A 22,099-nucleotide genomic window follows, 5' to 3' on the forward strand; every position below is an offset into this window, starting at 1 on the left:
GCCGGGTCTCAGCCCTTGAGGCCGCCGGCGGTGAGGCCGCTCATGATGTTGCGCTGGAAGATCAGGAAGATCAGCAGGGTGGGCACCGAGGCCATCGCGATGGCCGCGAGCAGCCAGTTCTCCGGAACCCCGCTGGCGAGCGAGTAGATGCCGACGTTGAGCGTCTGCTTCGTCGGGTCGGGCAGCGTCAGCATCGGCCAGAGGAAGTCCTTCCAGACCCCGACGATCGCGAAGATGGAGACCACTCCGAGGATCGGGCGGGAGATCGGCAGGACCACCGACCACAGGGTGCGCAGCTGCGAGGCCCCGTCGATCGCGGAGGCGTCGAGCAGTTCCTGCGGCACCGAGTCGAAGAACCGCTTCAGCAGGAAGATGTTGAAGGCGTTGGTGACCGCCGGCAGCCAGATCACCCAGGGCGAGTTGAGCAGGTTGCGCTGGAAGACCGGCACGTCCAGCACCGTCAGGTACTGGGGTATGACCAGGACCGTCGCCGGGATCATCAGCGTGGCCAGCATCATCCCGAGGATCACGTTGCCTAGCACCGGGCGGAGCTTGGAGAGCGAGTACGCGGCGGCGACGTCGAGGACCAGCTGGAAGGCGAGCGCCCCGAAGGCGTACCAGAGGGTGTTGAGCAGCAGGTGGGACAGGTCCATCACGTCCCATGCGCTCTTGTAGTTCTCGGGGTGGATCGCGTGCGGGAACGCGGTGGGCGGGATCTGCGCGAACTCCTCGGTGGACTTCAGGCCGTTGGCGGCCATCCAGTACAGCGGGCCGAGGAAGACCAGCGTGAAGGCGACCAGTACCAGGGCGAGGACGGTCCGGTAGACGGTCTTGCCGCGGCGGCTCGCCAGCTGCGTCGGCGATATCAGCGTTCGGGTGCTGCTGCTCATCGGTGGTTCCCCGCCCTACTCGTCCGTGGCGCGGCTGAGCCGCACGTACCCGGCGGAGAAGACCGCCAGCAGCACGAGCAGGACCAGACCGAGCGCCGCGGCGCTGCCGTAGTTGTTGAAGGTGAACGCGTACTGGTAGATCAGGTAGACGACGGTGGTGGTGGAGCCCTCCGGGCCGGTGCCGCCGGTCAGCAGGAAGGGCTCGGTGAAGACCTGCATCGTGGCGATGATCTGCATGAGCAGCATCAGCGACAGGATGAGCCGGGTCTGCGGGATCGTCACGTGCCAGACCTTCCGGAGCAGTCCGGCGCCGTCGAGCTCGGCGGCCTCGTAGAGCTCGCCGGGGATGCCCTGGAGCGCCGCCAGGTAGATCAGGGTGGCGCCGCCCATGTTCATCCACGTGGCGGCGATGACCACCGACAGCATCGAGGTGTCGGTGGACTGCAGCCACTGCTGCGTGGGCAGGTGCAGCAGCTCCAGGATGCGGTTGAACAGGCCGTACTCGGGGTTGTAGAAGTTCTTGAAGAGCAGCACGGAGGCCACCGGCGGCAGCATCACCGGCAGGTAGACCAGCAGCCGCAGATAGCCCCGCGCGTGCCGCAGTTCGTTGAGCAGCAGGGCGACGAGGAACGGCACTGCGAAGCCGAGCAGCAGCGCCAGACCGGTGTACAGCAGGGTGTTGCGCCAGGCCTGCCAGAACGCCGGGTCGTGGAAGACGTAGTTCAGGTTCGACCAGCCGGCCCAGGTGGTGTGCCCGTTCTCGGTCTTCTGGAAGGCCAGCAGGAATTCCCTGACCATCGGGTACCAGGAGAAGAACCCGAAGCACAGCACGGCGCCGATCAGGAAGCCGTGCGCGGTCAGGTTGCGGCGCAGGGAGCGGCCGGCCCGCCCCGGACGGCGGGCGTCCGGGGCGGGGCGGCGCACCGTACGGCGCGACCGGCTCTTCGCGGGAGTGCTGGTGGGCAGGGTGGGGGCGGACATCGTCGCTCCTGGGTGCCGGGGGCCGGGGAAGCCGGGGCTACTGGTTGGCGAGGACCTGGTTGACCTGGGTCTCCGCGGTGGACAGCAGCTTGGCCGGGTCCGCGTTCTTGTTGGTGAGGACACCGGACATCACGTTGTCCAGGACCTTGTAGATCTCCTGGGCCTTCGGCGGCTCGGCCTTGCCGGGGATCGGGTTGTCCATGAAGGCGCGGAAGTTCTCGACCGGCATCGTGGCGCTCTCGGTCTTCAGCTGGTCGTCCTTGGTCTTGCTGGCGCCGATGAAGAAGGCCGGCTGGGGCAGACCGACGGGCAGGCCGTCCGCCTTGGAGCGGGCGTACTCGAACTGGCCCTTGCCCACGCTGAGCGTCTTGAAGTTCAGCCACGCGATGGCGGCCTTGATCTTGTCGGGCGAGCTGCCCTTCTTGATCATGTAGTCGTTGCCGCCGAAGAGGGTGGTCTTGCCGCCGGGGATCGGGCCCATGCCGAAGTTGGCGTAGTCGGCGCCGAGCTGCTGGACCATGTACGTGATGTCGTCCGGCGCGGCCAGGAACATCCCGAGCTTGTCGGCGGCCATCTGCTTCTGCAGGTCGCCCCACTTGAGCAACTGCGTCTGGCCCATACTGTTGTCGGCCCAGCGCATGTCGTGCAGGTTCTGCACGATCTGCTTGCCGAGGTCGGAGTCGAACCCCGCCTTGGTGCCGTCCGCGGAGACGAGGTCGCCGCCCAGGCCGTACATCGCGGCCGTGAAATGCCAGCCGCCGGTGTTCTGGGCGCTGTAGTCGCCGTACCCGGCGATGCCCTTGCCCAGGCCGGCGATCGCCTTGGCCGCGGTGCGCACTTCTTCCCAGGTGGTCGGCGGCTTGTTGGGGTCGAGGCCGGCCTGCGTGAAGAGCTTGCGGTTGATCAGCAGGCCCATGGTGTAGTTGCTGGTGGGCAGGCCGTAGAGCTTGCCGTCCTTCTTCAGGACGTTCAGCACGTTGGGGTCGATGTCGTTCAGCGCCGGGACGGTCTTGTCGGTGACGTACGCGGAGATGTCCTCGGCTCCGTCGTTGTCGAGCACCTGCTGCAGGTCGGTGAAGTACGTGTAGAACACGTCCGGCTGGGACTTGGCCTTCAGCGCGGCCGTGAAGCGGGCCGGCTCCTCGCACTGCCCGGGCGTCGACTTACCGTCGATCGTCACGTTCGGGTACTTCTTGTTGAAGGCGGCGACGTCCTCCTTCCACTCCTTGAGTTCCGCCTTCTTCGCGGCCGGCGGCATGCAGTCGATGGTGAGCGTGACCTTGGCCTTCGGGTCCAGCGGGGCGGTGGGGTCGGACGAGCCGCCGCCCGCGTTGTCGTTGTCCGCGCTGCTGCTGGTGCCGCAGGCGGTGAGGACGGCCAGGGCCAGCGCCGAGACGAGCGCGGCCGCGGAGGCACGGCGGGCGGGGCGGAACCAGGAGCTTCTCATCGGTGGTCCCCTTCGGGCATGAGCGTGGAAGCCCCCGACCACACGCAGCGGGGGCGTCGCACACTCAAGCACCACAAACAGATGTCCGCAAGATCTCGCGCAGATTTCGCAAAAGATTGACGGCCTTGCGCAGCTCAGCTGCGAAGCCCGGGAACGGCGGGTACGGGGTCACATGCGGGCGGACGCAAACGCGGGCCGGGCCGCCCCGACAGTGTCGGAACGGCCCGGCCCGCGGCGCGCGCGACGGCTCAGCCCCGCACGGGCCCCGTCGTCCCGCGGACGACCAGCTCGGGCTCGTACAGCAGCTCGTCGGAGGCCACCTGCTTGCCCGCGATCTTCAGCGCGAGCAGCTCGACGGCGGTGCGGCCCATCGCCTCGATCGGCTGGCGCACCGTGGTCAGCGGCGGGTCGGTGCAGGTCATGAACGCCGAGTCGTCGTAGCCCACCACGGAGACGTCACCGGGCACCGACAGCCCCAGCCGGCGGGCCGCGCGCACCGCGCCGAGCGCCATCGGGTCGTTGGCGCAGATGATCCCGGTGACCCCGCGCTCCCACAGCTTGGCGGCCGCGGCCTGGCCGCCCTCCAGGGTGAACATCGCCCGCCCGACGTGCTCGTCGGGCAGCCCCGTCCCGCCCGCGGCCGCCGCGGCGGCCCGCGCCGCGGTCAGCTTGCGCCGCGACGGCATGTGGTCGGTGGGCCCGAGCAGCAGGCCGATCCGCTCGTGGCCGAGCGAGGCCAGGTGCCGCCAGGCCTGCTCCACGGCGACCGCGTCGTCGCACGACACCCTCGGGAAGCCGAGGTCCTCGATGGCGGCGTTGATCAGCACCACCGGCAGGTTCCGCTCGGCCAGCAGGCGGTAGTGGTCGTGCGGCGCGTCGGCCTGGGCGTAGAGGCCGCCGGCGAAGACCACTCCCGACACGTGCTGCTGCAGCAGGAGCGAGACGTAGTCCGCCTCCGACACCCCACCGGCGGTCTGCGTGCACAGCACCGGCGTGAGCCCCTGCTGGGCGAGCGCCGCCCCCACGATGTCGGCGAAGGCCGGGAAGATCGGGTTCTGCAGCTCCGGCAGCACCAGCCCGACCAGCCGCGCACGGTTCCCCCGCAACTGCGTCGGCCGCTCGTACCCCAGCACGTCCAGCGCCGTGAGCACCGCCTGCCGGGTGCCCTCCGACACCCCGGGCTTCCCGTTCAGCACACGGCTGACGGTGGCCTCACTGACCCCGACCTTCTTCGCTACTTCGGCAAGCCGTCGCGTCATGAACGCAAGCATACGACATGCCATGCAAGTGGTTTGCGCTCTTGCGCAAAACGCCCGGGGCGCGGGATGCGCGGGTGCTCCGCGGGGGCAGCTGGGGCAGCTGGGACAGCTGGGGCGCAAGTATCTCCCCGCCCACAGCCTGGAGCAATACAAGGTGCCCCTGGCCTGAATAGCGCGCTTCACGACCCTTCCCAGCGGGTAACACTCCTAGGACGGCGGGTGCCGGACCCGTGCGTCCCTGCGTGCTTCTCACCTCTCCGAGGCAGTCGATCAGAGCCGCTCGCACTTGCCCGGAGCTTCGTTTCTTCGGGCTGCGGCCGCCACGACGGGCGGTCATGCGCGGATCGGGGGGTCACATGGCGCGTTCCAGAGAGATGGGCGGAATCGCCGCACTGCTGGTCATCGGGGTCACCGCCGTCCTGGTGCTCACGGCCGCCGTCGCCGTGGCCCTCGGCAAGCTCATGGTCGCCCTCGCATCACCCTCGGGCGGCGCGGGCCCGGACGCCTCCGCGTCGACCTTCATGGCCGCGAACGCCGCGTTCTCCGGGCTGGCACTGGCGGCGGTGCTCGTGACGTTCGCGGTGCAGCAGCGGAAGGCGCGCCATCACCGGCGGGAGTTAACGCTCCAGCGCCGCGAACTCACTCGGACCCACGCGGAGTTGTACCGCAGCGCCGAGGCGGACGTCCGGGCCGTGCACGTCGAACTGCTCAAGATAGCCATCGAGAACCCCGAACTCATCAGCGTCTGGCCCGGTTTCGAGTCCATCCCCGCCGAACGGGGCAGGGAGCTCCTCTACACGAACCTGGTCTTCGCCCAGCACCTGCTGGCCTTCCGGCTGGACAACCTGCGCCCCTCCGAGATGCGGGGCCACCTCAGGGTCCTGGTGCAGAGCACCAAGTTCCGCGAGTACTGGGAGTTCACACGTCCGCACCGGGCCGTACTCGACCCCGACAGTGACGAGGTGCAGTTCGGCAGGCTCGTCGACGCGGCGGTCGCGGAGTACGAACAGGGCAGATCCATACAACCTTAGTCGCACTGCGTCGCGACGCCTGCCGCACTGGTATCAGGTCGGTAATTCCACGAACAACTTCCCCCCGGATGGCGTAATTTCACTTCCCTCTGCGGCGTGTCGGGAACCGGCACGTCCGGTTTTGTGTCACCTTTGAACCCCATTCGTCCAAAATCGCATCGCTGTCCGCGGGGCGGTCAGCGTGCGCACTTCCCACCCTCCGGGTGACCGCCGCCCCGGAGAGCGTTAGGGAGTGTCGTGGAGATCGTGCGTCGTCTCGGTGTGTCACCTCGTCTGCGCGGAAGCATGAGCGGGTCGACGTGTCCGGACATTTTCGAATTGGCGAACGGTGATTTCGCCGTCATCGGAACCGATGCGACGGCGACGCTCGACGGTCGACTCCCCGCCGATGCCGGCCGGGCCGATTACGAACGGATCGTGGTGATCTCCCGGGAGACCCTGCTGCGGGCGAAGGCGGACATCCCGGACGCCTGAGGGGCGGCTCGCGCACTACAGGTGGGGCAGGAGAGCCGGAGGTGATCCGCAAGGTTAGGCTTACCTTCATGAGCACCTGCACTTCCGCGTCCAGCTCTCTGGCGGAGCCCGTCGCCGCGACGGCGGCCACCGCGCGGACCTGGCTGCTGCTGGAGCAGCCGGGGCCGTGGGGCCCCAAGGCGCTGACGGGGAGCCATCTGGATCCCCGGGTGGGCAGGGCGCTGGAGCGGGCCGCTGCCGGAACCGGGGTACGGGTCGGGCTGATCCGGCGGCCGGGGCGGCATGCGGACCGGCACGACGTGCGCCGGCGCGTGGCGTACATGGCGCACACCGTGCCGGGCGGCTCCTGGGTGCGGGACGCGATCGTGGAGGACCCGGCCGCGCTGCTGGGCCTGGACTTCGAGGCGCTGGGCCGCGGGGACCACCGCGGCTTCGGGATGGCCTACGAGGGCGACCCGCTGGCGCTGGTGTGCACCAACGGCAAGCGGGACCGCTGCTGCGCCCTCAACGGCCGCCCGCTCGCCGCGGAGCTCGCGGCCTCGGGGCTCGGCCAGGTGTGGGAGGTGACCCACCTGGGCGGACACCGGTTCTCGCCGACGATGCTGGTGCTGCCGTACGGCTACGCGTACGGCCGGGTCGACGCCCGGCTGGCCAGGCAGGTGCTGGCCGCCGCCCGGGAGGGCCACATGGTGCTGGAGGGCTGCCGGGGGCGTTCGGCGTGGGAGCGGCCGGGCCAGGCGGCCGAACTGGCCGTCCGGCGGCTGACCGGCGAGCTGCGGGCCGAGGCACTGACCGTGGACGGCGCCCACGGCACCCGGGTGCGGCACCTCGACGGCCGGGTCTGGGACGTCGGGGTGACCCCGGTCGCGGCGGAGCCGCCCCGGCCCGAAAGCTGCGGGGCGGCCCTGGGAGCGCCGTTGCGGATGGAGATCAGCGGCATTCAGCCGGCGCTCTTGACGAACTCCGTGGTGTAGGTCCTGCTCAGGTCCACCTTGGCGTTCTGCAGGTTGGGGTTGAAGGCCTTGAGGACCCGCTCCACCGTCTCGGGGCCGCCCTCGGGCATCACGCCGTCCTTGGTGAACATCGGCAGCGTGCTCTGGATGGCCTTGACGTACAGATCCTGGCCGCCGCCCTGCGCGTAGTCGGAGGGCATCTTCGCGGCGATCTCCGCGGCGCTGTGCGTGGACATCCACTGCAGCGTCTTCACGAAGGCGTTGGCGAGCTTCTGCACGGTCTCCTTGTGGCTGTTCACCCACTCCGTCTGCATGTAGAGGCTGGACGACGGGTACAGACCGCCGAGCGCCTGCTTGGAGCCCTCCGGGGTGCGCATGTCGATGAGCACCTTGCCGAGTCCCTTGTCCAGGATCGTCGCGACGGTCGGGTCGGTGGTCATGCCGCCCTGGATCGAGCCCTGCTCCATCGCGGAGATGAAGGTCTGGCCGGCGCCGACCGCGACCGGGGTGAACTCGCTGGTCTTCACACCGCTGCTGACGGCCAGGTACTTGCTCAGGAAGTCCGTGGACGAGCCGATGCCGGTCACGCCCAGCTTCTTGCCCTTGAAGTCCTTGGCGCTCGCGATGTCGCCGGCGGCCTTGTTCGAAACGATCTCGACCTCGCCGGGCGCCTGTGAGAACTGCACCACGGACTCCACCTGCTTGCCCTTGACCTGCAGGTCGAGCGTGTGGTCGTAGAAGCCGACGGTGCCCTGCACATCGCCGGAGACGAGCGCGGTCTCGGCCTGGACGCCGGCCGGCTCGGTGAGCAGTTCGACGTCCACGCCCTCGGCCTTGAAGTAGCCGAGCCGCTCGGTGAGCATCGCGGGCAGGTAGATGACCTTGTCCAGGCCGCCGACCATGATCTTGACCTTGTCGCCCTTGCCGCCGGAGGCGGAGGCGGAGGAGTCGCCGCCGCAGGCGGTGAGCGTGGTGAGGGCGATGGCGGAGGCGGCGACGGCGGCCGAGATCCTGAGGGTTGCGCGCATCTGGTTCACGTCCTTGTGAAAAGTGGTTCGTGGGAGGCGGGTGGTGAGGGGGTCAGCGGGCGGAGCCGGCTTCGGCCGGCTTCCAGCGGAAGAGCCGCTTCTCCAGGAAGGTCAGCAGCCCCTCGGCGAGCAGCGCGACGACTGCGAGGATCGCCATGGCGGCGTACACGCCGGCGGAGTTGAAGGTGCCCTGCGAGGCGGCCACCAGCAGGCCGAGGCCCTTGGTGGCGCCGATGTACTCGCCGACGATGGCGCCGATGAGGGCGAAGCCGAAGCTCACGTGGAGGCTGGTGAAGATCCAGGACGTCGCCGAGGGGATGACCACCTGAAGGGTCACCTGACGGCTGCTGGCGCCCAGGATGCGGGAGTTGGCCACGAGGTTGCGGTCGACCTCGCGGGCGCCCTGGAAGGCGTTGAAGAAGACCGGGAAGAAGACCAGGACGACGGCGGAGGCCACCTTCGAGGCCGGGCCGAGGCCGAACCAGATCAGGAAGATCGGCGCGAGCACGATGCGCGGCAGCGCGTTGAGCACCTTGATGTACGGGCCGAGCACATCGGCCAGGAAGCGGATCCGCCCGAGCGCGATGCCGAGCACCACACCGCCGACGACGCCGATGATCCAGCCGAGCAGGGCCTCGTAGAGGGTGTACCAGATCTGCTCCCACAGCGAGCCCTGGGCGGTGCCGTCCACCATCCAGGTTCGCATCTGCTCCCAGATCCGCGAGGGCATCGAGAAGTGGAAGGGGTCGATGACCTCGGCCCGGGCCAGCCACTCCCACAGTCCCAGGACGGCGAGCAGCAGCAGCACCCGGCTGCCGTAGACGAGGTAGGCGCGGTTGCGGGCGGCCCGGGCCCGGGCCCGGGCGCGGTCGGTGCCCGCGCCGGTCTCCTTGGTGACGGCGGCCGCCGGGGCCGCCACGGTCTCAGGCGACATTCGCCGCACCCCTCTCGCGGGTGATGCGGACCTCTTCGCCGAGCGAGGCCCAGATCTCCCGGTAGATCTCGATGAAACGCGGCTCCAGCCGCACGGACTCGACCTTGCGCGGCCGCGGCAGGTCGATCTCGAAGACCTCCTTGACCGTGGCCGGTCCTGCGGTCATGACGACGACCTTGTCGGCGAGCGCGATGGACTCCTCCAGGTCGTGGGTGACGAACACGACCGAGGCCCCCGTGCCGGACCACAGCTCCAGCAGCTCGTCCGACATCAACGCGCGGGTCTGCACGTCGAGCGCGGAGAACGGCTCGTCCATGAGCAGGATCTCGGGGTCGTTGACGAAGGTCGCGGCGAGCGCGACGCGCTTGCGCTGGCCGCCCGACAGCTGGTGCGGGTAGCGGTCCTCGAAGGCGGTCAGGCCGACGCGGGCGAGCCACTCGCGGGCCCGCTCCCTGGCCTCGGCCTTGGGCACGCCGCGGAAGCGGGGGCCGGCCATGACGTTGGACAGCACGGTCCGCCAGGGGAAGACGGCGTCCTGCTGGAAGACGAAGCCGACCTTGTCGCCGATGCCGCGGACCGGCTCGCCGGCGACCAGCACCTCGCCCTCGGTGGGCTCCTCCAGCCCGCTGACCAGGGTCAGCGTCGTGGACTTGCCGCATCCGGTCGGGCCGACCACGGCGACGAACTCACCGCGCCCGATGGTCAGGTCCAGATCGCGGACGGCGGTGTGGAGGGCCCCGGACGGGGTCCGGAACGCTTTGCTCGCACCCCGCAATTCGATGGCGGGGCTGGTGTGTGTGCTCATGCGCCGGGACGCTAGATGTGGCCCGGGCCACAGCGGCAGCCTTGCGGTCACAACTCCGTGTTGTGCCCACAACCCCCTGTTCTGCTCGTTTTGCTCGCGCTACAACAACGAAAGGGCCACAGGGGCTGGGCAGCGGGCCCCGGCCGCGTTTACGTTGCGTTCACAGCCAGGCAAACGGACGAGCGAATTCCGCATGGCGCGGAACACCGGAGAGGACGGGGGTGACGAACATGCGCATCCGCTGGCCCCGCCGCGTCTTCGCCCAGGTGCTGCTCGTCCAGGTGGTCCTCACCACCGGCGTGATCACCCTGGCCACGGGGCTGTTCCTCGCCCCGCTGAGCTCCCAGCTCGACCAGCAGGCGATGCGCCAGGCCCTGTCGATCGCGCAGACCACCGCCGCCACGCCCGGCCTCGCGCACGATCTGGTCAGCACCCGGCCGAGCGTCACCGGGCCGGTGCAGGAGGAGGCCGAGCGGATCCGCCGCGCCACCGGCGCCCTGTACATCGTCGTCATGGACACGCGCGGCGTGCGCTGGTCGCACACCGACGTCGGCCAGATCGGCCGGCACGTCTCCACCGACCCCAGCGTGGCACTGTCGGGGCAGGAGATCATGCAGATCGACCGCGGCACCCTCGGCCGCTCAGCGCGCGCCAAGGTGCCGCTGCGCGACGGCGACGGCCGCATCGTCGGTGCCGTGTCGGTGGGCATCGCCTACGACAGCGTGCGCGAGCGGCTGCTGGCCACCGTCCCCGTGCTGCTGCTGTACGCGGGCGCCGCGCTCGGCGTCGGCGTCCTCGCGGCGCTCCTGGTGTCGCGGCGGCTGCAGCGCAGGACGCACGGGCTGGCGTTCGCCGACATCTCCGCGCTGCTCGACGAGCGCGAGGCGATGCTGCACGGCATCCGCGAGGGCGTCATCGCCCTGGACGCCCAGGGCAGGGTGCGGCTGCTCAACGACGAGGCGCAGCGGCTGCTCGGGATCGGCCCGGACGCCACGGGCCGCGCGCTGGACGACGTGCTGCCCTCCGGGCGTACGACCGACGTGCTGACCGGCCGCGTCGCGGGCACCGACCTGCTGACCGTCAGCGGCGCGCGGGTGCTGGTCGCCAACCGGATGCCGACCGGGGACGGCGGGGCCGTGGCCACCCTGCGGGACCGCACGGAACTGGAGCGGCTGGGCCGGGAACTGGACAGCACGCACGGCCTGCTGGACGCGCTGCGCGCCCAGGACCACGAGCACGCCAACCGGCTGCACACCCTGCTCGGGCTCCTCGAACTCGGCCTGTACGACGAGGCCGTGGACTTCGTCGGCGAGGTCGCCGACGCCCAGCGGGCCTCCGCCGAGCAGGTCGCCGAGCGGGTCCGGGACCCGCTGCTGTCCGCACTGCTGGTCGGTAAGTCGGCGATCGCCGCGGAGCGGGGCGTGACCCTGTCGGTCTCCCCCACCACCCTGCTCCCGGACCGGGTGGTGGACCCGCGCGACCTGGTCACCGTGCTCGGCAACCTCATCGACAACGCCCTGGACGCGGCCGGTTCGCTCGTCGAGGTGGAGCTGCGCGCCGAGGGCACCACGGTCGTGCTGCGGGTGTCCGACGACGGGCCCGGGGTGCCTCCGGAAGCGCGCGAGCAGATCTTCGCGGAGGGCTGGACGACGAAGCAGTCACCGGCGCACCGCGGTCGCGGACTCGGCCTCGCGCTGGTGCGGCGGCTCGCCGAACGGTACGGCGGCATGGCCCGGGTGACCGCCCGCGCGGGCGGCGGCGCGGTCTTCACCGTCGTCCTGCCGGAGGCGCTGGCCGGCGCGGAACTCACCACGGCGGCAGCTGCGGCAGCCGCTGCAACCGCCGTCTCCGCAGGGGGAACACGATGATCGACGTCATGGTCGTGGACGACGACTTCCGCGTCGCCGAGATCAACGCGGCGTACGTCGCCAGGGTGCCCGGTTTCCGGGTCACCGCCCGGGCCCACACCGCCGCCCAGGCGCTGGCGACCCTGGAGCGCATGCACATCGACCTGGTGCTGCTCGACCACTACCTCCCGGACGAGACCGGTCTCACCCTGGTGAGACGCATGCGGCAGCTCGGCCACGCAGCGGACGTGATCATGGTGACGGCCGCCCGCGACGTGGCGACCGTGCAGGCGGCGATGCGCTTCGGCGCGCTGCAGTACCTGGTCAAGCCGTTCAGCTTCGCCGGTCTGCGGGCCAAGCTGGACGGCTACGCCGTGCTGCGCCGTACGCTCGACGGTGTCGGCGGGCGGGGAGAGGCCGGCCAGGAGCAGGTGGACCGCATCTTCGGCGCACTGCGCACGGCCGGTGCGGCACCTGCGGAGCTGCCCAAGGGGCACTCGGCGCCGACCGCGGACCTGGTGCGCAAAGTCCTCACCGAGGCCGGGGAGCCGCTGTCCGCCCACGAGGTCGCCGAACGCGCGGGGATCAGCCGCTCCACCGCCCAGCGCTATCTGAAGTTCCTGGAGCGCGAGGGCCGGATCAGCCTCACCCTCAAGTACGGCGACACCGGCCGTCCCGAACACCGGTACGCGTGGGCGCAGGCCGGCTGATCCGGTTCGCCCGCCTCCCGTATCCGCTCGCGGGCGGCGTGTTCGGGGACGTGCCGGGCCAGGTGCCCGGCGAGGGCGGCCGGCGAGGAGGTACGCGGTCGCAGAGTTCGGCCGCTTTCCCTTCTCCTTGATCTTGATCCGGCCGAGGTTGTGGCTGTCGGCGTCGCCCAAGCCGAGGAAGGCCAGGGCTTCGGGATTGGCGTGCGCCTGGGAGAGCCAGGCGCCGTAGTTGGGCCGGGTCGCTGTAGGTCTGGAACGGGCCGAGCACCTTAGTGCCGGGAGCCTTGGCGGCGAAGGTCTCCTTGATCCCCTCGGCCCGGCTGTCGAGCGCGGGGGTACGGGGTTGGGGACGCCGAGGACGACGGTGCCGGCGGGGTTTCCCGGCAGGCGCTTGAGGGCCTCCTCGGCGAGTTCGGCGCCCATCTCGTAGTTGTCGTTGCCGACGTGGAACGTCACTTTGGAGCCGAGGACCATGTCGGCCGCCATCAGTTCCACGGAACCGGCGTTGTGCGCGTCCCGGTCAGATTCGACCGCGTGACGAAGTCCGGCTGGGCGATGCCCACGACCAGCACCAGCAGGACCAGTACCGCTGCCACGCCCGTCTCGTCACGCAGCAGCCAACGCATACGGTTCGATGGCATGCAGCACAGCGTGGAGGCGGCGCGGGTCTGCGGCAATCGGACTGTTCCGCCAGGCGGAACGGAAGGCCCGGGGGCGTGTTGTGACGCCGTGTCCGGCGACGCTGCCCTCCGGGGCCCGGGTCAGACGGCTCCGGCCCCGGTGAGCGAGCGCACCTCGACCTCGGCGAACTTGTCCTCGTCCGCGCCCTCGCGGGAGAGCACCGTGCCCAGCCACCCCGCGACGAAGCCCAGCGGGATGGACACCAGACCCGGGTTCTCCAGCGGGAAGAACTGGAAGTCCACGCCGGGGAAGAGGGACCGCGGACTGCCCGACACCACGGGTGACAGCACCACCAGCGCGACCGCGGGGATCAGCCCGCCGTAGATCGCCCACACCGTTCCGCGGGTGGTGAACCTGCGCCAGAACAGTGTGTACAGCAGCGCCGGCAGATTGGCGGACGCCGCGACCGCGAACGCCAGCCCCACCAGGAAGGCCACGTTCTGGCCCTGCGCGAACAGGCTCAACCCGATGGCGACCCCGCCGATGCAGACCGCGGCCACCCGGGCCACCCGCACCTCCTGGTGCTCCCCGCGCTCCCCGCGCTCGCCGGTGCCTGCCGTGCGGCGCCGGCGCAGCGTGGCGTGGAGGTCGTGCGCGACCGAGGCGGACGAGGCGAGGGTGATCCCGGCGACGACGGCCAGGATCGTGGCGAAGGCGATCGCACCGACGACCGCGAAGAGCACCGTTCCCCCGGTGGATCCCGCGCCTCCGCCCAGGTCGAGGGCGAGCAGCGGCACCGCGGTGTTGCCGGCGGCATTGGAGGCGCGGACGGTGTTCGAGCCGACCACCGCCGCCGCGCCGAAGCCGAGGACGATCGTCATCAGGTAGAAGCCGCCGATGAGGCCGATCGCCCAGACCACGGAACGCCGCGCCGACCGCGCCGTGGGTACGGTGTAGAAGCGGGACAGGATGTGCGGCAGCCCGGCGGTGCCCAGGACCAGGGCGAGGCCGAGGCTGATGAAGTCCAGCCGGTCGGTCCAGCTGTCCCCGTACAGCCGGCCGGGCGCGAGGAACCCCCGGCCCTGGCCGCTGCCGTCCGCGGCCGAGCGCAGCAGCTCCCCCAGGTCCCCGTGGAAGCGGAGGACGACCAGGACCGTGAGGGTGATCGTGCCGCCCATGAGGAGCACGGTCTTGACGATCTGGATCCAGGTGGTGGCGCGCATGCCGCCGAAGGCCACGTAGAAGACCATGAGTCCGCCGACGCCGATGACCGTCCAGGTGCGGGCCGCCGATCCCTGGCCGCCGAGCAGGAGGGAGACCAGGCTTCCGGCGCCGACCATCTGCGCGACGAGGTAGAGCACGGAGACGGTGACCGAGGAGGTGCCCGCCGCGATCCGGACCGGGCGCTGCCGCATCCGGGCGCTGAGCACGTCGGCGAGGGTGTAGCGACCGCAGTTGCGGACCAGTTCGGCGACGAGGAGCAGCACGAGCAGCCAGGCGACGAGGAAGCCGACGCAGTAGAGCATGCCGTCGTAGCCGAAGAGGGCGATGAGTCCGGAGATGCCGAGGAAGGACGCGGCGGACATGTAGTCGCCGGCGATGGCGAACCCGTTCTCCAGGGGCGAGAAGAGACGGCCGCCCGCGAAGAACTCCACCGACGAACTGCGCCGCCGGCCCGCCCAGGCCGTGATCGCCAGGGTGACGGAGACGAAGACGGTGAAGAGGACCAGCGCCAGACCCTGGTGGTTGCCGGTCACCGCATCCGCTCCTGGGTGTCCCAGCGCAGCTCGAGGGCGGCCCTATCGCGGCGCAGCCGGGCGTGCCGGGCGTAGGCCCAGGTCAGGAGGAAGGTCGAGGCGAACTGGGCGAGACCCAGGGCCATGGCGACGTTCAGCTCGCCGACCAGCGGCCGGGCCATCAGCCGCGGCGCGCTCGTCGCGAGGACGACGTAGAGCAGATACCAGGCGAGGAAGGCGGCCGCGGCGGGGAAGACGAACCGGCGGTACCGGGAGCGCACCTCCTGGAAGGGGCCGCTGGCCTGCACTTCCCGGTACACCCCGGCGTGCCCGTCGGCGGGCCGGGCCTGCGACGGGAGGCAGACGGGCGGTGGCTCGGGACCCTCCCACTCCCCCGCGGCCAGGACGTCGTACCAGGGGTCGTCCACCCGCAGCCCTCCGGTTTCCGCCCGGTCGTGCTCTTTCACGAACTCTCCTCGCCTCAACGGCCGATCGGCCGTGCGCCCAAGCATGGACATTGCGGGAAGATCCGGGAGCCCCCAAGCAGAAACCTTCACCTCATCGGGTGACGCTCCCCCACTCCTGGGGGTGGGGACGTGTCGGCGTCCTCCACGGCCGGGTGACCACGGAGGACGCCGACGCGCGGGCGTCGATCCGTCAGGCGTCGATCCGGGAACGGTCGAGCGTGGCGGCCGAGTTGGTGATGAACTCGCGGCGCGGCGCGACCTCGTTGCCCATCAGCAGATCGAAGGCGAGCTCCGCGCCCTCCAGGTCGCTGATGTTGATCCGGCGCAGGGTCCGGTGGCGCGGGTCCATCGTGGTCTCGGCCAGCTGGTCGGCGTCCATCTCACCGAGACCCTTGTAGCGCTGGATGGACTCCTTGTAGCGGATGCCCTTGCGCTCGAACTCCAGCAGCGTGTCGCGCAGCTCGCGGTCGGAGTACGTGTACACGTACTTGTCCTGGCCCTTGCGTGGGTTGGTGAGCTCGACGCGGTGCAGCGGCGGCACGGCGGCGAAGACCCGGCCGGCCTCGACCATGGGACGCATGTAGCGCTGGAAGAGCGTCAGCAGCAGACAACGGATGTGGCTGCCGTCGACGTCGGCGTCCGTCATCATGATGATCTTGCCGTAGCGGGCCTGGTCGATCTCGAAGGTGCGGCCCGAGCCGGCTCCTATGACCTGGATGATGGCGCCGCACTCCGCGTTCTTCAGCATGTCCGAGACCGAGGACTTCTGAACGTTGAGGATCTTGCCCCGGATCGGGAGCAACGCCTGGAACTCGGAGTTCCGCGCGAGCTTGGCGGTGCCGAGCGCCGAGTCGCCCTCGACGATGAACAGTTCGCTGCGGTCCACGTCGTCGCTGCGGCAGTCGGCCAGCTTGGCGGGGAGCGACGAGGACTCCAGCGCGGTCTTCCGGCGCTGGGCCTCCTTGTGCTGCCGGGCGGCGATCCGGGTACGGGCCGCGGCGACGGCCTTCTCCAGGACGGCGCGCGCCTGCTGCTTGTCGTCCCGCTTGACGGAGGTGAGGAAGGCCTTCAGCTCGCGGGAGACCACATTGGCCACGATGCGGTTGGCGGCCGAGGTGCCCAGCACCTCCTTGGTCTGGCCCTCGAACTGCGGCTCGGCGAGGCGGACGGTGACCACTGCGGTCAGGCCCTCCAGGGCGTCGTCCTTGACGATGTCGTCCTCTGCGACGCGCAGCAGCTTGGTGGCGCGCAGCACCTCGTTCATCGTCCTGGTGACGGCGCCCTCGAAGCCGCGCACATGGGTGCCGCCCTTGGGGGTGGCGATGATGTTCACGAAGGAGCGCAGCGTGCTGTCGTACCCGGTGCCCCAGCGCAGGGCGACGTCGACGCCCAACTCGCGGGTGACCTCGGTGGGGGTCATGTGACCGCGGTCGTCGAGGACCGGGACGGTCTCCTTGAAGGTTCCGCTGCCGGTCAGCCGCAGCACGTCGCAGATCGGCTTGTCCGGCGTGAGGTACTCGGCGAACTCGCTGATGCCGCCGTCGAAGTGGAAGCGCTCCTCGACCGGCTTCCCGTCCTCGGAGCCGCTGTCGGGGCGCTCGTCGCGCACGACGATCGTGAGCCCGGGGACGAGGAACGCGGTCTGGCGGGCGCGCTGGTACAGCGTCTCCAGGGAGAGCTTGGCGTCCTTGAGGAAGATCTGACGGTCCGCCCAGTAGCGAACCCGGGTCCCCGTGCGGGTCCGCGGCACCTTCTTGGTCTTGTCGAGGCCGTTGCCCGGCTCGAAGGGCGCCTCGGCGCCGGCCTTGGCGAAGCTGCCCGGGACGCCGCGGCGGAAGCTGATCGCGTGCGTGTGGCCGCTGCGGTCGACCTCGACGTCCAGCCGGGCGGAGAGCGCGTTGACGACGGAGGCGCCGACGCCGTGCAGACCGCCCGAAGCCGCGTAGGAGCCGCCGCCGAACTTCCCGCCGGCGTGCAGCTTGGTCATGACGACCTCGACGCCGGACAGACCGGTCTTGGGCTCGACGTCGACGGGAATGCCGCGGCCGTTGTCCCGCACCTCGACGGAGGCGTCGTTGTGGAGGATGACCTCGATGTGGTCGCAGTGGCCGCCCAGGGCCTCGTCCACCGAGTTGTCGATGATCTCCCACAGGCAGTGCATGAGGCCGCGGCTGTCGGTGGAACCGATGTACATGCCGGGACGCTTGCGGACCGCTTCGAGACCTTCGAGAACCAGCAGATGTCGCGCGGTGTAGTTGGAGCCGTCACGATCTGCACCGGTCAGCAACGCGGTGGACGGCACGGATGTTTCGGCGGTCACGCGAACGTCTCCTCGATGAAGTTCTTCAGCCGTATCGGTGAGAGGGTACCGAGGTCACGCGCGGCCGTTTCGCCGCGACCCGGTATGGGCACCATGCTAGCCCGTTATCGAAGGTACGTTCGATCCCTCGTTTGAGTGATACACATGTCACGTTCCCCTGGAGGCATGAACCATTTAGGCTCGGGGCACGTCCTCCTCAACAACCGACCGCAAGGCCGGTGGGACATAACTGAAGAATCTGACCAGATCTGCCAGAACGACCCGAAGCCGACAGATAAGACGCCAGAGGATCATTCGCCGCCAATCGGTAGCATCCGGCCGCTATGTCAACAGTTTCCAAGGAAAAGACATGAGCGGGAACAGTTTCGGCCTGGTTGGATGTTGACCCTGGTACGACAGCTCGTCGAGCTAGAGAAGAGGCGACGTGACTACAGTTCTGACCCCCGCGAGCCCGCTGACTGCGGCGGACCGCTGCGACCGTTGCGGCGCCCAGGCCTACCTGCGCGTCGTACTGATCAGCGGCGGCGAGTTGCTCTTCTGCGCGCACCATGGGCGTAAGTTCGAGCCCGAATTGAAGAAGATCGCTGCGGAAATACAGGACGAGACCGGTCGGCTCACCGCCACCCCGACCGTCGCGGCCGATGACGAACGCTGACGCGTAGCACTGCGACGAGCTCTCAAGGACGGGCGGCCTCCCGCGAGGGAGGCCGCCCGTCGGCTTGTCCGCCCCGCGTCATGAAAGCTGGCTGACCAGTCCCGCCACCGCGGAGACCCTGGTGTAGACGCCCGGGTGTCCCGCCTGCGCGCATCCCGCGCCCCAGGACACCAGCCCGATCAGCCGCCCGTCCGCCACCAGCGGACCGCCGCTGTCCCCCTGACACGAGTCGTGCCCACCGGCGAGATCACCGGCGCAGACCATGTCGCTCTTCTGGTACTTGCCTTCCACACTGCCTGGATAGGCCTGCTCACAGACCGAGTCGGCGAGCACCGTGACATTCGCCGCCATCAGGACGTTCGAGTAGGTCCCCAGTCCCGCCGTGTCCCCCCAGCCGAAGACCTGCGCCGGCGTGCCGGCCTCGTAGGCCGCCGTGTCCCCGGGTGCCGCCATGCGTATCGCGCTTCCCGCGGGAAGCGGTCGGGCGGTTGTGACGATCGCCACATCACCGCTGTTCGTCGTCGGGTCGTACGCGGGATTGACCCAGACCTTGCGCACCGGCACTTCCCTGCCCGCGGAGCCCGCGAGGTCCGTCCGGCCGGCGATGATGCGCAGATCGGGCACCTGGCTCCAGTCCCCGCCCAGCGCGGTCGGGCTGAAGCAGTGCGCGGCGCTGACCACCGTGGTCGGCCCGACGAGTGCTCCGCCGCAGAACTGCCCCGAGCGGCCCGTTCCGTACCGGGACCGGCTCGACAGGGTCACCGCCCACGGATACTGCTCCGTGGTGACCGGCGTACCACCTATGACACCGTTGTCGGCGCTCGAGGCGCCGGGGGCGTACTCCACCGCGGCGGTGGCGGAAACCGGCAGCGACAGCGCGAGCGCAGACCCGGCTATGAGCCCGCCGATCAGCGTGCGGATCGAGGAACGCATGCATTCTCCTCACCGTCCGGAATGCTCAGAGCACCCACAGTGACCTGACCGGGCGACGCCCGCATCCGGAGAACTGTCCGGAAAAGCCGACGGGCCCTCGACCGCCGATGGCGGTCGAGGGCCCGTCCGGGCGTTCCGCCGGATCAGTCCAGGTAGTCGCGGAGCACCTGGGAACGCGAGGGATGACGCAGCTTGGACATGGTCTTGGACTCGATCTGGCGGATGCGCTCACGGGTGACCCCGTACACCTTGCCGATCTCGTCCAGCGTCTTCGGCTGGCCGTCGGTGAGGCCGAAGCGCATGGAGACCACGCCCGCCTCGCGCTCACTCAGCGTGTCCAGCACCGAGTGCAGCTGCTCCTGCAGCAGCGTGAAGCTGACGGCGTCGGCCGGGACGACCGCCTCGGAGTCCTCGATGAGGTCACCGAACTCGCTGTCGCCGTCCTCGCCGAGCGGGGTGTGCAGCGAGATGGGCTCGCGGCCGTACTTCTGGACCTCGATGACCTTCTCGGGGGTCATGTCGAGCTCCTTGGCCAGCTCCTCCGGGGTGGGCTCGCGGCCCAGGTCCTGGAGCATCTGGCGCTGGACGCGGGCCAGCTTGTTGATGACCTCGACCATGTGCACCGGGATACGGATGGTGCGGGCCTGGTCGGCCATCGCGCGGGTGATCGCCTGGCGGATCCACCAGGTCGCGTACGTCGAGAACTTGAAGCCCTTGGTGTAGTCGAACTTCTCGACGGCGCGGATCAGACCGAGATTGCCCTCCTGGATCAGGTCCAGGAAGAGCATGCCGCGGCCGGTGTAGCGCTTGGCCAGCGAGACCACCAGACGGAGGTTGGCCTCCAGGAGGTGGTTCTTGGCCCAGCGGCCGTCCTCGGCGATGATCTCCAGCTCGCGCTTGAGCTTGGGGGCGAGCTTGTCGGCCTGGGCCAGCTTGTCCTCGGCGAACAGACCGGCCTCGATGCGCTTGGCGAGCTCCACCTCCTGCTCGGCGTTGAGCAGCGGGACCTTGCCGATCTGCTTCAGGTAGTCCTTGACCGGGTCGGCGGTGGCGCCGGCCGCGGCGACCTGCTGCGCGGGCGCGTCGTCCTCGTCCTCGTCGGACAGCACGAAGCTCTCCGCCTCGGCCTCGGCCGGAACGTCCTCGTCCTTGCCGGGAGCGACGTCCTCGAGGAGCTCCTCGCCCTCGACGAGCTCGTCGTCCTTCTTGGTCTTGGTGGCGGTGGTCTTCTTCGCCACGGTCTTCTTGGCGGTGGCGGTGGTCTTCTTCGCCGCAGTCTTCTTGGCGACGGCCTTCTTCGCGGGTGCCACGGCCTCGTCCTCCGCTTCCTCCACGGGCTCCGCCGCCAGAGCAGGGGCGGCGGCCGCGGGGGTCTTGGCCGCGACGGTCTTCTTGACCGGGGCGGCCTTGGTGGCGACGGTTTTGGTGGCAGTACGCTTCGCCGGGCTCTTGGCTGCGACGCTCTTACGGGTGCGCTTGGGCGCCTCGGCGGCACTCACCATCAGCGTCACACCCTCCTCGTCGAGGACCTGGTTGAGGCTGCGCAGAACGTTCTTCCACTGGGTTGCCGGGATCTGGTCCGCTTCGAAGGCTCGGCGCACGTCGTCGCCGGCGATCTGACCCTGAGCCTTACCCCGCTCGATGAGCGCCATCAGAGACTCGGACTCGGCGATCTCCGGCGGGAGCGTACGGGATGTGCTGGCCGACACGAACAACCTCTCGGAACGATGGAAAACGACTACGGTGGGAACCGCTCAGCAACTCAGCGTCATGTTCGTCGCGGATATTCCTAGTGCGGCCGCCACCTCTTAGCTCATCGCGCTGCCGCCGAGAGCGTTACGCCCAGCTCCACGTGGTCCGAGTCACACCCCGGATCGGCACCAAACCGTCAATAGCCGGACACTCGCCGTACACCGGGCGACTGTGCGAGGCGGACGCGCAGGGGGAACGCGGCGGACGGCTCCGCCGCCGGGCCCGGAGGGCGTGGGCCGGCGGCGGAAGTCGGTGCCGTCTCGTGCTGCGTCGGAACGGTCAGTGCTCGCGCGGGGCGGGGACGACATGGTCCGGGGACCCGCCCGAGCCCGCGTCGGGGTGCACGGCGAGCAGCTGGCGCATGGCGGTCTCCGCCTCGGCACCGTCGGAGGCGGCCAGCGCCTCGACGACCCGCGTGTGCAGGGCCACCGAGTGCTCACCGGGGCGCTCGCAGCCGGTGACGGGGCCGCCGGAGACCTGAAGCGCGGCGGAAACGATGCCGGACAGGTGCTCCAGCATGCGGTTGCCCGCGACCTGGAGCAGCAGGGCGTGGAACTCGGCGTCGGCGCGGCAGAAGGTGAGGCCGTCACCTTGCGCCACGGCGTGGGCCATGATGTCGGTCATGTCGATGAGGCGCTGCTGAACGTCCTCGCGGCCGTGTCCCGCCGCGAGCCGGGCGGCGAGCGGCTCGATCGTCCAGCGCAGCTCGAACAGCTCGCGGCGCTGGTCGTCGCGCTGCGGGCCGAAGGCCCGCCATTCGATGATGTCGGGGTCGAGCAGGTTCCAGTCGCTGACCGGGCGGACCCGGGTGCCGACGTTGGGCCGGGCGCTGACGAGGCCCTTGGCCTCCAGCACCCGCAGCGATTCGCGGACGACGGTACGGGAGACCTCGAAACGCTGGCCGATCTCCTCGGGGACGAGCGGGCGGTCGGCCCCGAGATCGCCGGAGACGATCATCTGGCCGAGTTGCTGGACGAGTTGGCCGTGCAGCCCGCGGCCACGGCTCCCCGCGGTCCGGCGGCCGACCCGGCCCATGTCGGTGTCGCCGCCGTCCCAGGAGGGCACGGGGCCCGGACGGTCGAGGGGGGAGCCGGCGGGGGCGTCGGCGTACGGATAGCGGTCGAGGTCCCCGCCGCCGAGACTGGAGTCGGCGGGGCGGGCCGCGGTCATCATGGTGTGCGCAAGGGTACTCACGCATCCTTTGTCGGCGATGGCGCCGGAAGCCTTGAGGGCTTTCCTGAAAAGCACACGAAAGG

General features: G+C 70.0%; 20 protein-coding genes. 6 read left to right on the forward strand and 14 right to left on the reverse strand.

The features are described 5' to 3' along the window. Nucleotides 1-8: 8 nt before the first annotated feature. The 4 genes from ACWDAS_RS21495 to ACWDAS_RS21510 form a co-directional block, all read right to left on the reverse strand. Nucleotides 9-890 carry a carbohydrate ABC transporter permease gene (locus ACWDAS_RS21495; RefSeq protein ID WP_450393137.1) on the reverse strand — a complete coding sequence of 294 codons (882 nt, stop codon included), beginning with the start codon at nt 888-890 and terminating at the stop codon, nt 9-11. A 15-nt stretch (nt 891-905) separates the two neighbouring features. Beyond that, nucleotides 906-1,871, reverse strand: coding sequence for a carbohydrate ABC transporter permease (locus tag ACWDAS_RS21500; protein ID WP_450393140.1), 966 nt, complete (start codon nt 1,869-1,871; stop codon nt 906-908). 37 nt (nt 1,872-1,908) lie between these two features. Then, complete coding sequence (locus tag ACWDAS_RS21505; protein WP_450393143.1) at nt 1,909-3,318, reverse strand: extracellular solute-binding protein; 1,410 nt, start codon at nt 3,316-3,318, stop codon at nt 1,909-1,911. Nucleotides 3,319-3,566: 248 nt separating this feature from the next. Next, complete coding sequence (locus ACWDAS_RS21510; protein ID WP_450393146.1) at nt 3,567-4,577, reverse strand: LacI family DNA-binding transcriptional regulator; 1,011 nt, start codon at nt 4,575-4,577, stop codon at nt 3,567-3,569. Between the two features lie 356 nt (nt 4,578-4,933). On the opposite strand from ACWDAS_RS21510, the gene ACWDAS_RS21515 reads away from it, so the two are divergent. From ACWDAS_RS21515 to ACWDAS_RS21525, 3 genes are all read left to right on the forward strand, one after another. Then, nucleotides 4,934-5,608 (forward strand): DUF6082 family protein, encoded by a 675-nt coding sequence (locus tag ACWDAS_RS21515; protein WP_450393148.1) that lies wholly within the window; start codon nt 4,934-4,936, stop codon nt 5,606-5,608. Nucleotides 5,609-5,845: 237 nt separating this feature from the next. Beyond that, the gene (locus tag ACWDAS_RS21520; protein ID WP_450393151.1) at nt 5,846-6,082 is read left to right on the forward strand and encodes a hypothetical protein; all 237 of its coding nucleotides are present in this window, start codon (nt 5,846-5,848) and stop codon (nt 6,080-6,082) included. 68 nt (nt 6,083-6,150) lie between these two features. Next, nucleotides 6,151-7,056, forward strand: a complete 906-nt coding sequence (locus ACWDAS_RS21525) for a sucrase ferredoxin (protein WP_450393153.1) — start codon at nt 6,151-6,153, stop codon at nt 7,054-7,056. Here the strand turns inward: ACWDAS_RS21525 and ACWDAS_RS21530 are convergent. The 3 genes from ACWDAS_RS21530 to ACWDAS_RS21540 are packed head-to-tail and all read right to left on the reverse strand — an operon-like array spanning nt 7,023 to nt 9,802. After that, complete coding sequence (locus ACWDAS_RS21530; RefSeq protein WP_450393156.1) at nt 7,023-8,063, reverse strand: ABC transporter substrate-binding protein; 1,041 nt, start codon at nt 8,061-8,063, stop codon at nt 7,023-7,025. The genes ACWDAS_RS21525 and ACWDAS_RS21530 overlap by 34 nt on opposite strands. Nucleotides 8,064-8,115: 52 nt before the next feature. Further along, nucleotides 8,116-8,997 (reverse strand): ABC transporter permease, encoded by an 882-nt coding sequence (locus ACWDAS_RS21535; RefSeq protein ID WP_450393157.1) that lies wholly within the window; start codon nt 8,995-8,997, stop codon nt 8,116-8,118. After that, on the reverse strand, nt 8,987-9,802 hold the full coding sequence (locus tag ACWDAS_RS21540) for an ABC transporter ATP-binding protein (RefSeq protein ID WP_450393159.1): 816 nt from the start codon (nt 9,800-9,802) through the stop codon (nt 8,987-8,989). The genes ACWDAS_RS21535 and ACWDAS_RS21540 overlap by 11 nt, the downstream gene beginning before the upstream one ends. Before the next feature lie 230 nt (nt 9,803-10,032). Here ACWDAS_RS21540 and ACWDAS_RS21545 point away from each other — a divergent pair, with 230 nt between their 5' ends. Continuing rightward, complete coding sequence (locus tag ACWDAS_RS21545) at nt 10,033-11,670, forward strand: ATP-binding protein (protein ID WP_450393161.1); 1,638 nt, start codon at nt 10,033-10,035, stop codon at nt 11,668-11,670. Continuing rightward, entirely contained in the window at nt 11,667-12,359 is a 693-nt protein-coding gene (locus ACWDAS_RS21550; RefSeq protein ID WP_450393164.1) for a response regulator, read from the forward strand. The genes ACWDAS_RS21545 and ACWDAS_RS21550 overlap by 4 nt, the downstream gene beginning before the upstream one ends. Before the next feature lie 485 nt (nt 12,360-12,844). Here the strand turns inward: ACWDAS_RS21550 and ACWDAS_RS21555 are convergent, their stop codons facing one another. From ACWDAS_RS21555 to ACWDAS_RS21570, 4 genes are all read right to left on the reverse strand, one after another. Then, entirely contained in the window at nt 12,845-13,000 is a 156-nt protein-coding gene (locus ACWDAS_RS21555) for a hypothetical protein (protein ID WP_450393167.1), read from the reverse strand. A gap of 120 nt (nt 13,001-13,120) precedes the next feature. After that, the gene (locus ACWDAS_RS21560) at nt 13,121-14,737 is read right to left on the reverse strand and encodes a solute symporter family protein (protein ID WP_450393170.1); all 1,617 of its coding nucleotides are present in this window, start codon (nt 14,735-14,737) and stop codon (nt 13,121-13,123) included. Further along, nucleotides 14,734-15,183 carry a DUF485 domain-containing protein gene (locus ACWDAS_RS21565; protein WP_450393172.1) on the reverse strand — a complete coding sequence of 150 codons (450 nt, stop codon included), beginning with the start codon at nt 15,181-15,183 and terminating at the stop codon, nt 14,734-14,736. The genes ACWDAS_RS21560 and ACWDAS_RS21565 overlap by 4 nt, the downstream gene beginning before the upstream one ends. A gap of 190 nt (nt 15,184-15,373) precedes the next feature. Beyond that, nucleotides 15,374-17,503: a DNA gyrase/topoisomerase IV subunit B gene (locus tag ACWDAS_RS21570; protein ID WP_450393175.1), complete on the reverse strand. Its 2,130-nt coding sequence runs from the start codon at nt 17,501-17,503 to the stop codon at nt 15,374-15,376. Nucleotides 17,504-17,927: 424 nt separating this feature from the next. Between ACWDAS_RS21570 and ACWDAS_RS21575 the strand changes: the two genes are divergently transcribed. Beyond that, nucleotides 17,928-18,158 carry a DUF7455 domain-containing protein gene (locus ACWDAS_RS21575; protein WP_354796799.1) on the forward strand — a complete coding sequence of 77 codons (231 nt, stop codon included), beginning with the start codon at nt 17,928-17,930 and terminating at the stop codon, nt 18,156-18,158. A gap of 78 nt (nt 18,159-18,236) precedes the next feature. Here ACWDAS_RS21575 and ACWDAS_RS21580 read toward each other — a convergent pair whose 3' ends face one another. From ACWDAS_RS21580 to ACWDAS_RS21590, 3 genes are all read right to left on the reverse strand, one after another. Continuing rightward, nucleotides 18,237-19,091, reverse strand: a complete 855-nt coding sequence (locus ACWDAS_RS21580) for a serine protease (RefSeq protein ID WP_450393177.1) — start codon at nt 19,089-19,091, stop codon at nt 18,237-18,239. Nucleotides 19,092-19,234: 143 nt separating this feature from the next. Further along, complete coding sequence (locus ACWDAS_RS21585; RefSeq protein WP_450393178.1) at nt 19,235-20,800, reverse strand: RNA polymerase sigma factor; 1,566 nt, start codon at nt 20,798-20,800, stop codon at nt 19,235-19,237. A gap of 322 nt (nt 20,801-21,122) precedes the next feature. Continuing rightward, nucleotides 21,123-22,091: a FadR/GntR family transcriptional regulator gene (locus ACWDAS_RS21590; RefSeq protein WP_450393181.1), complete on the reverse strand. Its 969-nt coding sequence runs from the start codon at nt 22,089-22,091 to the stop codon at nt 21,123-21,125. Between the last annotated feature and the right edge of the window lie 8 nt (nt 22,092-22,099).

This window comes from Streptomyces sp. NPDC001070 (genome assembly GCF_053598835.1).

Excerpts from the sequence above, each read along its gene's own strand:
- ACWDAS_RS21495 (WP_450393137.1), bottom strand. The coding sequence starts at position 890 with ATGAGCAGCAGCACCCGAACGCTGATATCGCCGACGCAGCTGGCGAGC.
- ACWDAS_RS21500 (WP_450393140.1), bottom strand. The coding sequence starts at position 1,871 with ATGTCCGCCCCCACCCTGCCCACCAGCACTCCCGCGAAGAGCCGGTCG.
- ACWDAS_RS21505 (WP_450393143.1), bottom strand. The coding sequence starts at position 3,318 with ATGAGAAGCTCCTGGTTCCGCCCCGCCCGCCGTGCCTCCGCGGCCGCG.
- ACWDAS_RS21510 (WP_450393146.1), bottom strand. The coding sequence starts at position 4,577 with ATGACGCGACGGCTTGCCGAAGTAGCGAAGAAGGTCGGGGTCAGTGAG.
- ACWDAS_RS21515 (WP_450393148.1), top strand. The coding sequence starts at position 4,934 with ATGGCGCGTTCCAGAGAGATGGGCGGAATCGCCGCACTGCTGGTCATC.
- ACWDAS_RS21525 (WP_450393153.1), top strand. The coding sequence starts at position 6,151 with ATGAGCACCTGCACTTCCGCGTCCAGCTCTCTGGCGGAGCCCGTCGCC.
- ACWDAS_RS21530 (WP_450393156.1), bottom strand. The coding sequence starts at position 8,063 with ATGCGCGCAACCCTCAGGATCTCGGCCGCCGTCGCCGCCTCCGCCATC.
- ACWDAS_RS21535 (WP_450393157.1), bottom strand. The coding sequence starts at position 8,997 with ATGTCGCCTGAGACCGTGGCGGCCCCGGCGGCCGCCGTCACCAAGGAG.
- ACWDAS_RS21540 (WP_450393159.1), bottom strand. The coding sequence starts at position 9,802 with ATGAGCACACACACCAGCCCCGCCATCGAATTGCGGGGTGCGAGCAAA.
- ACWDAS_RS21545 (WP_450393161.1), top strand. The coding sequence starts at position 10,033 with ATGCGCATCCGCTGGCCCCGCCGCGTCTTCGCCCAGGTGCTGCTCGTC.
- ACWDAS_RS21550 (WP_450393164.1), top strand. The coding sequence starts at position 11,667 with ATGATCGACGTCATGGTCGTGGACGACGACTTCCGCGTCGCCGAGATC.
- ACWDAS_RS21555 (WP_450393167.1), bottom strand. The coding sequence starts at position 13,000 with ATGCCATCGAACCGTATGCGTTGGCTGCTGCGTGACGAGACGGGCGTG.
- ACWDAS_RS21580 (WP_450393177.1), bottom strand. The coding sequence starts at position 19,091 with ATGCGTTCCTCGATCCGCACGCTGATCGGCGGGCTCATAGCCGGGTCT.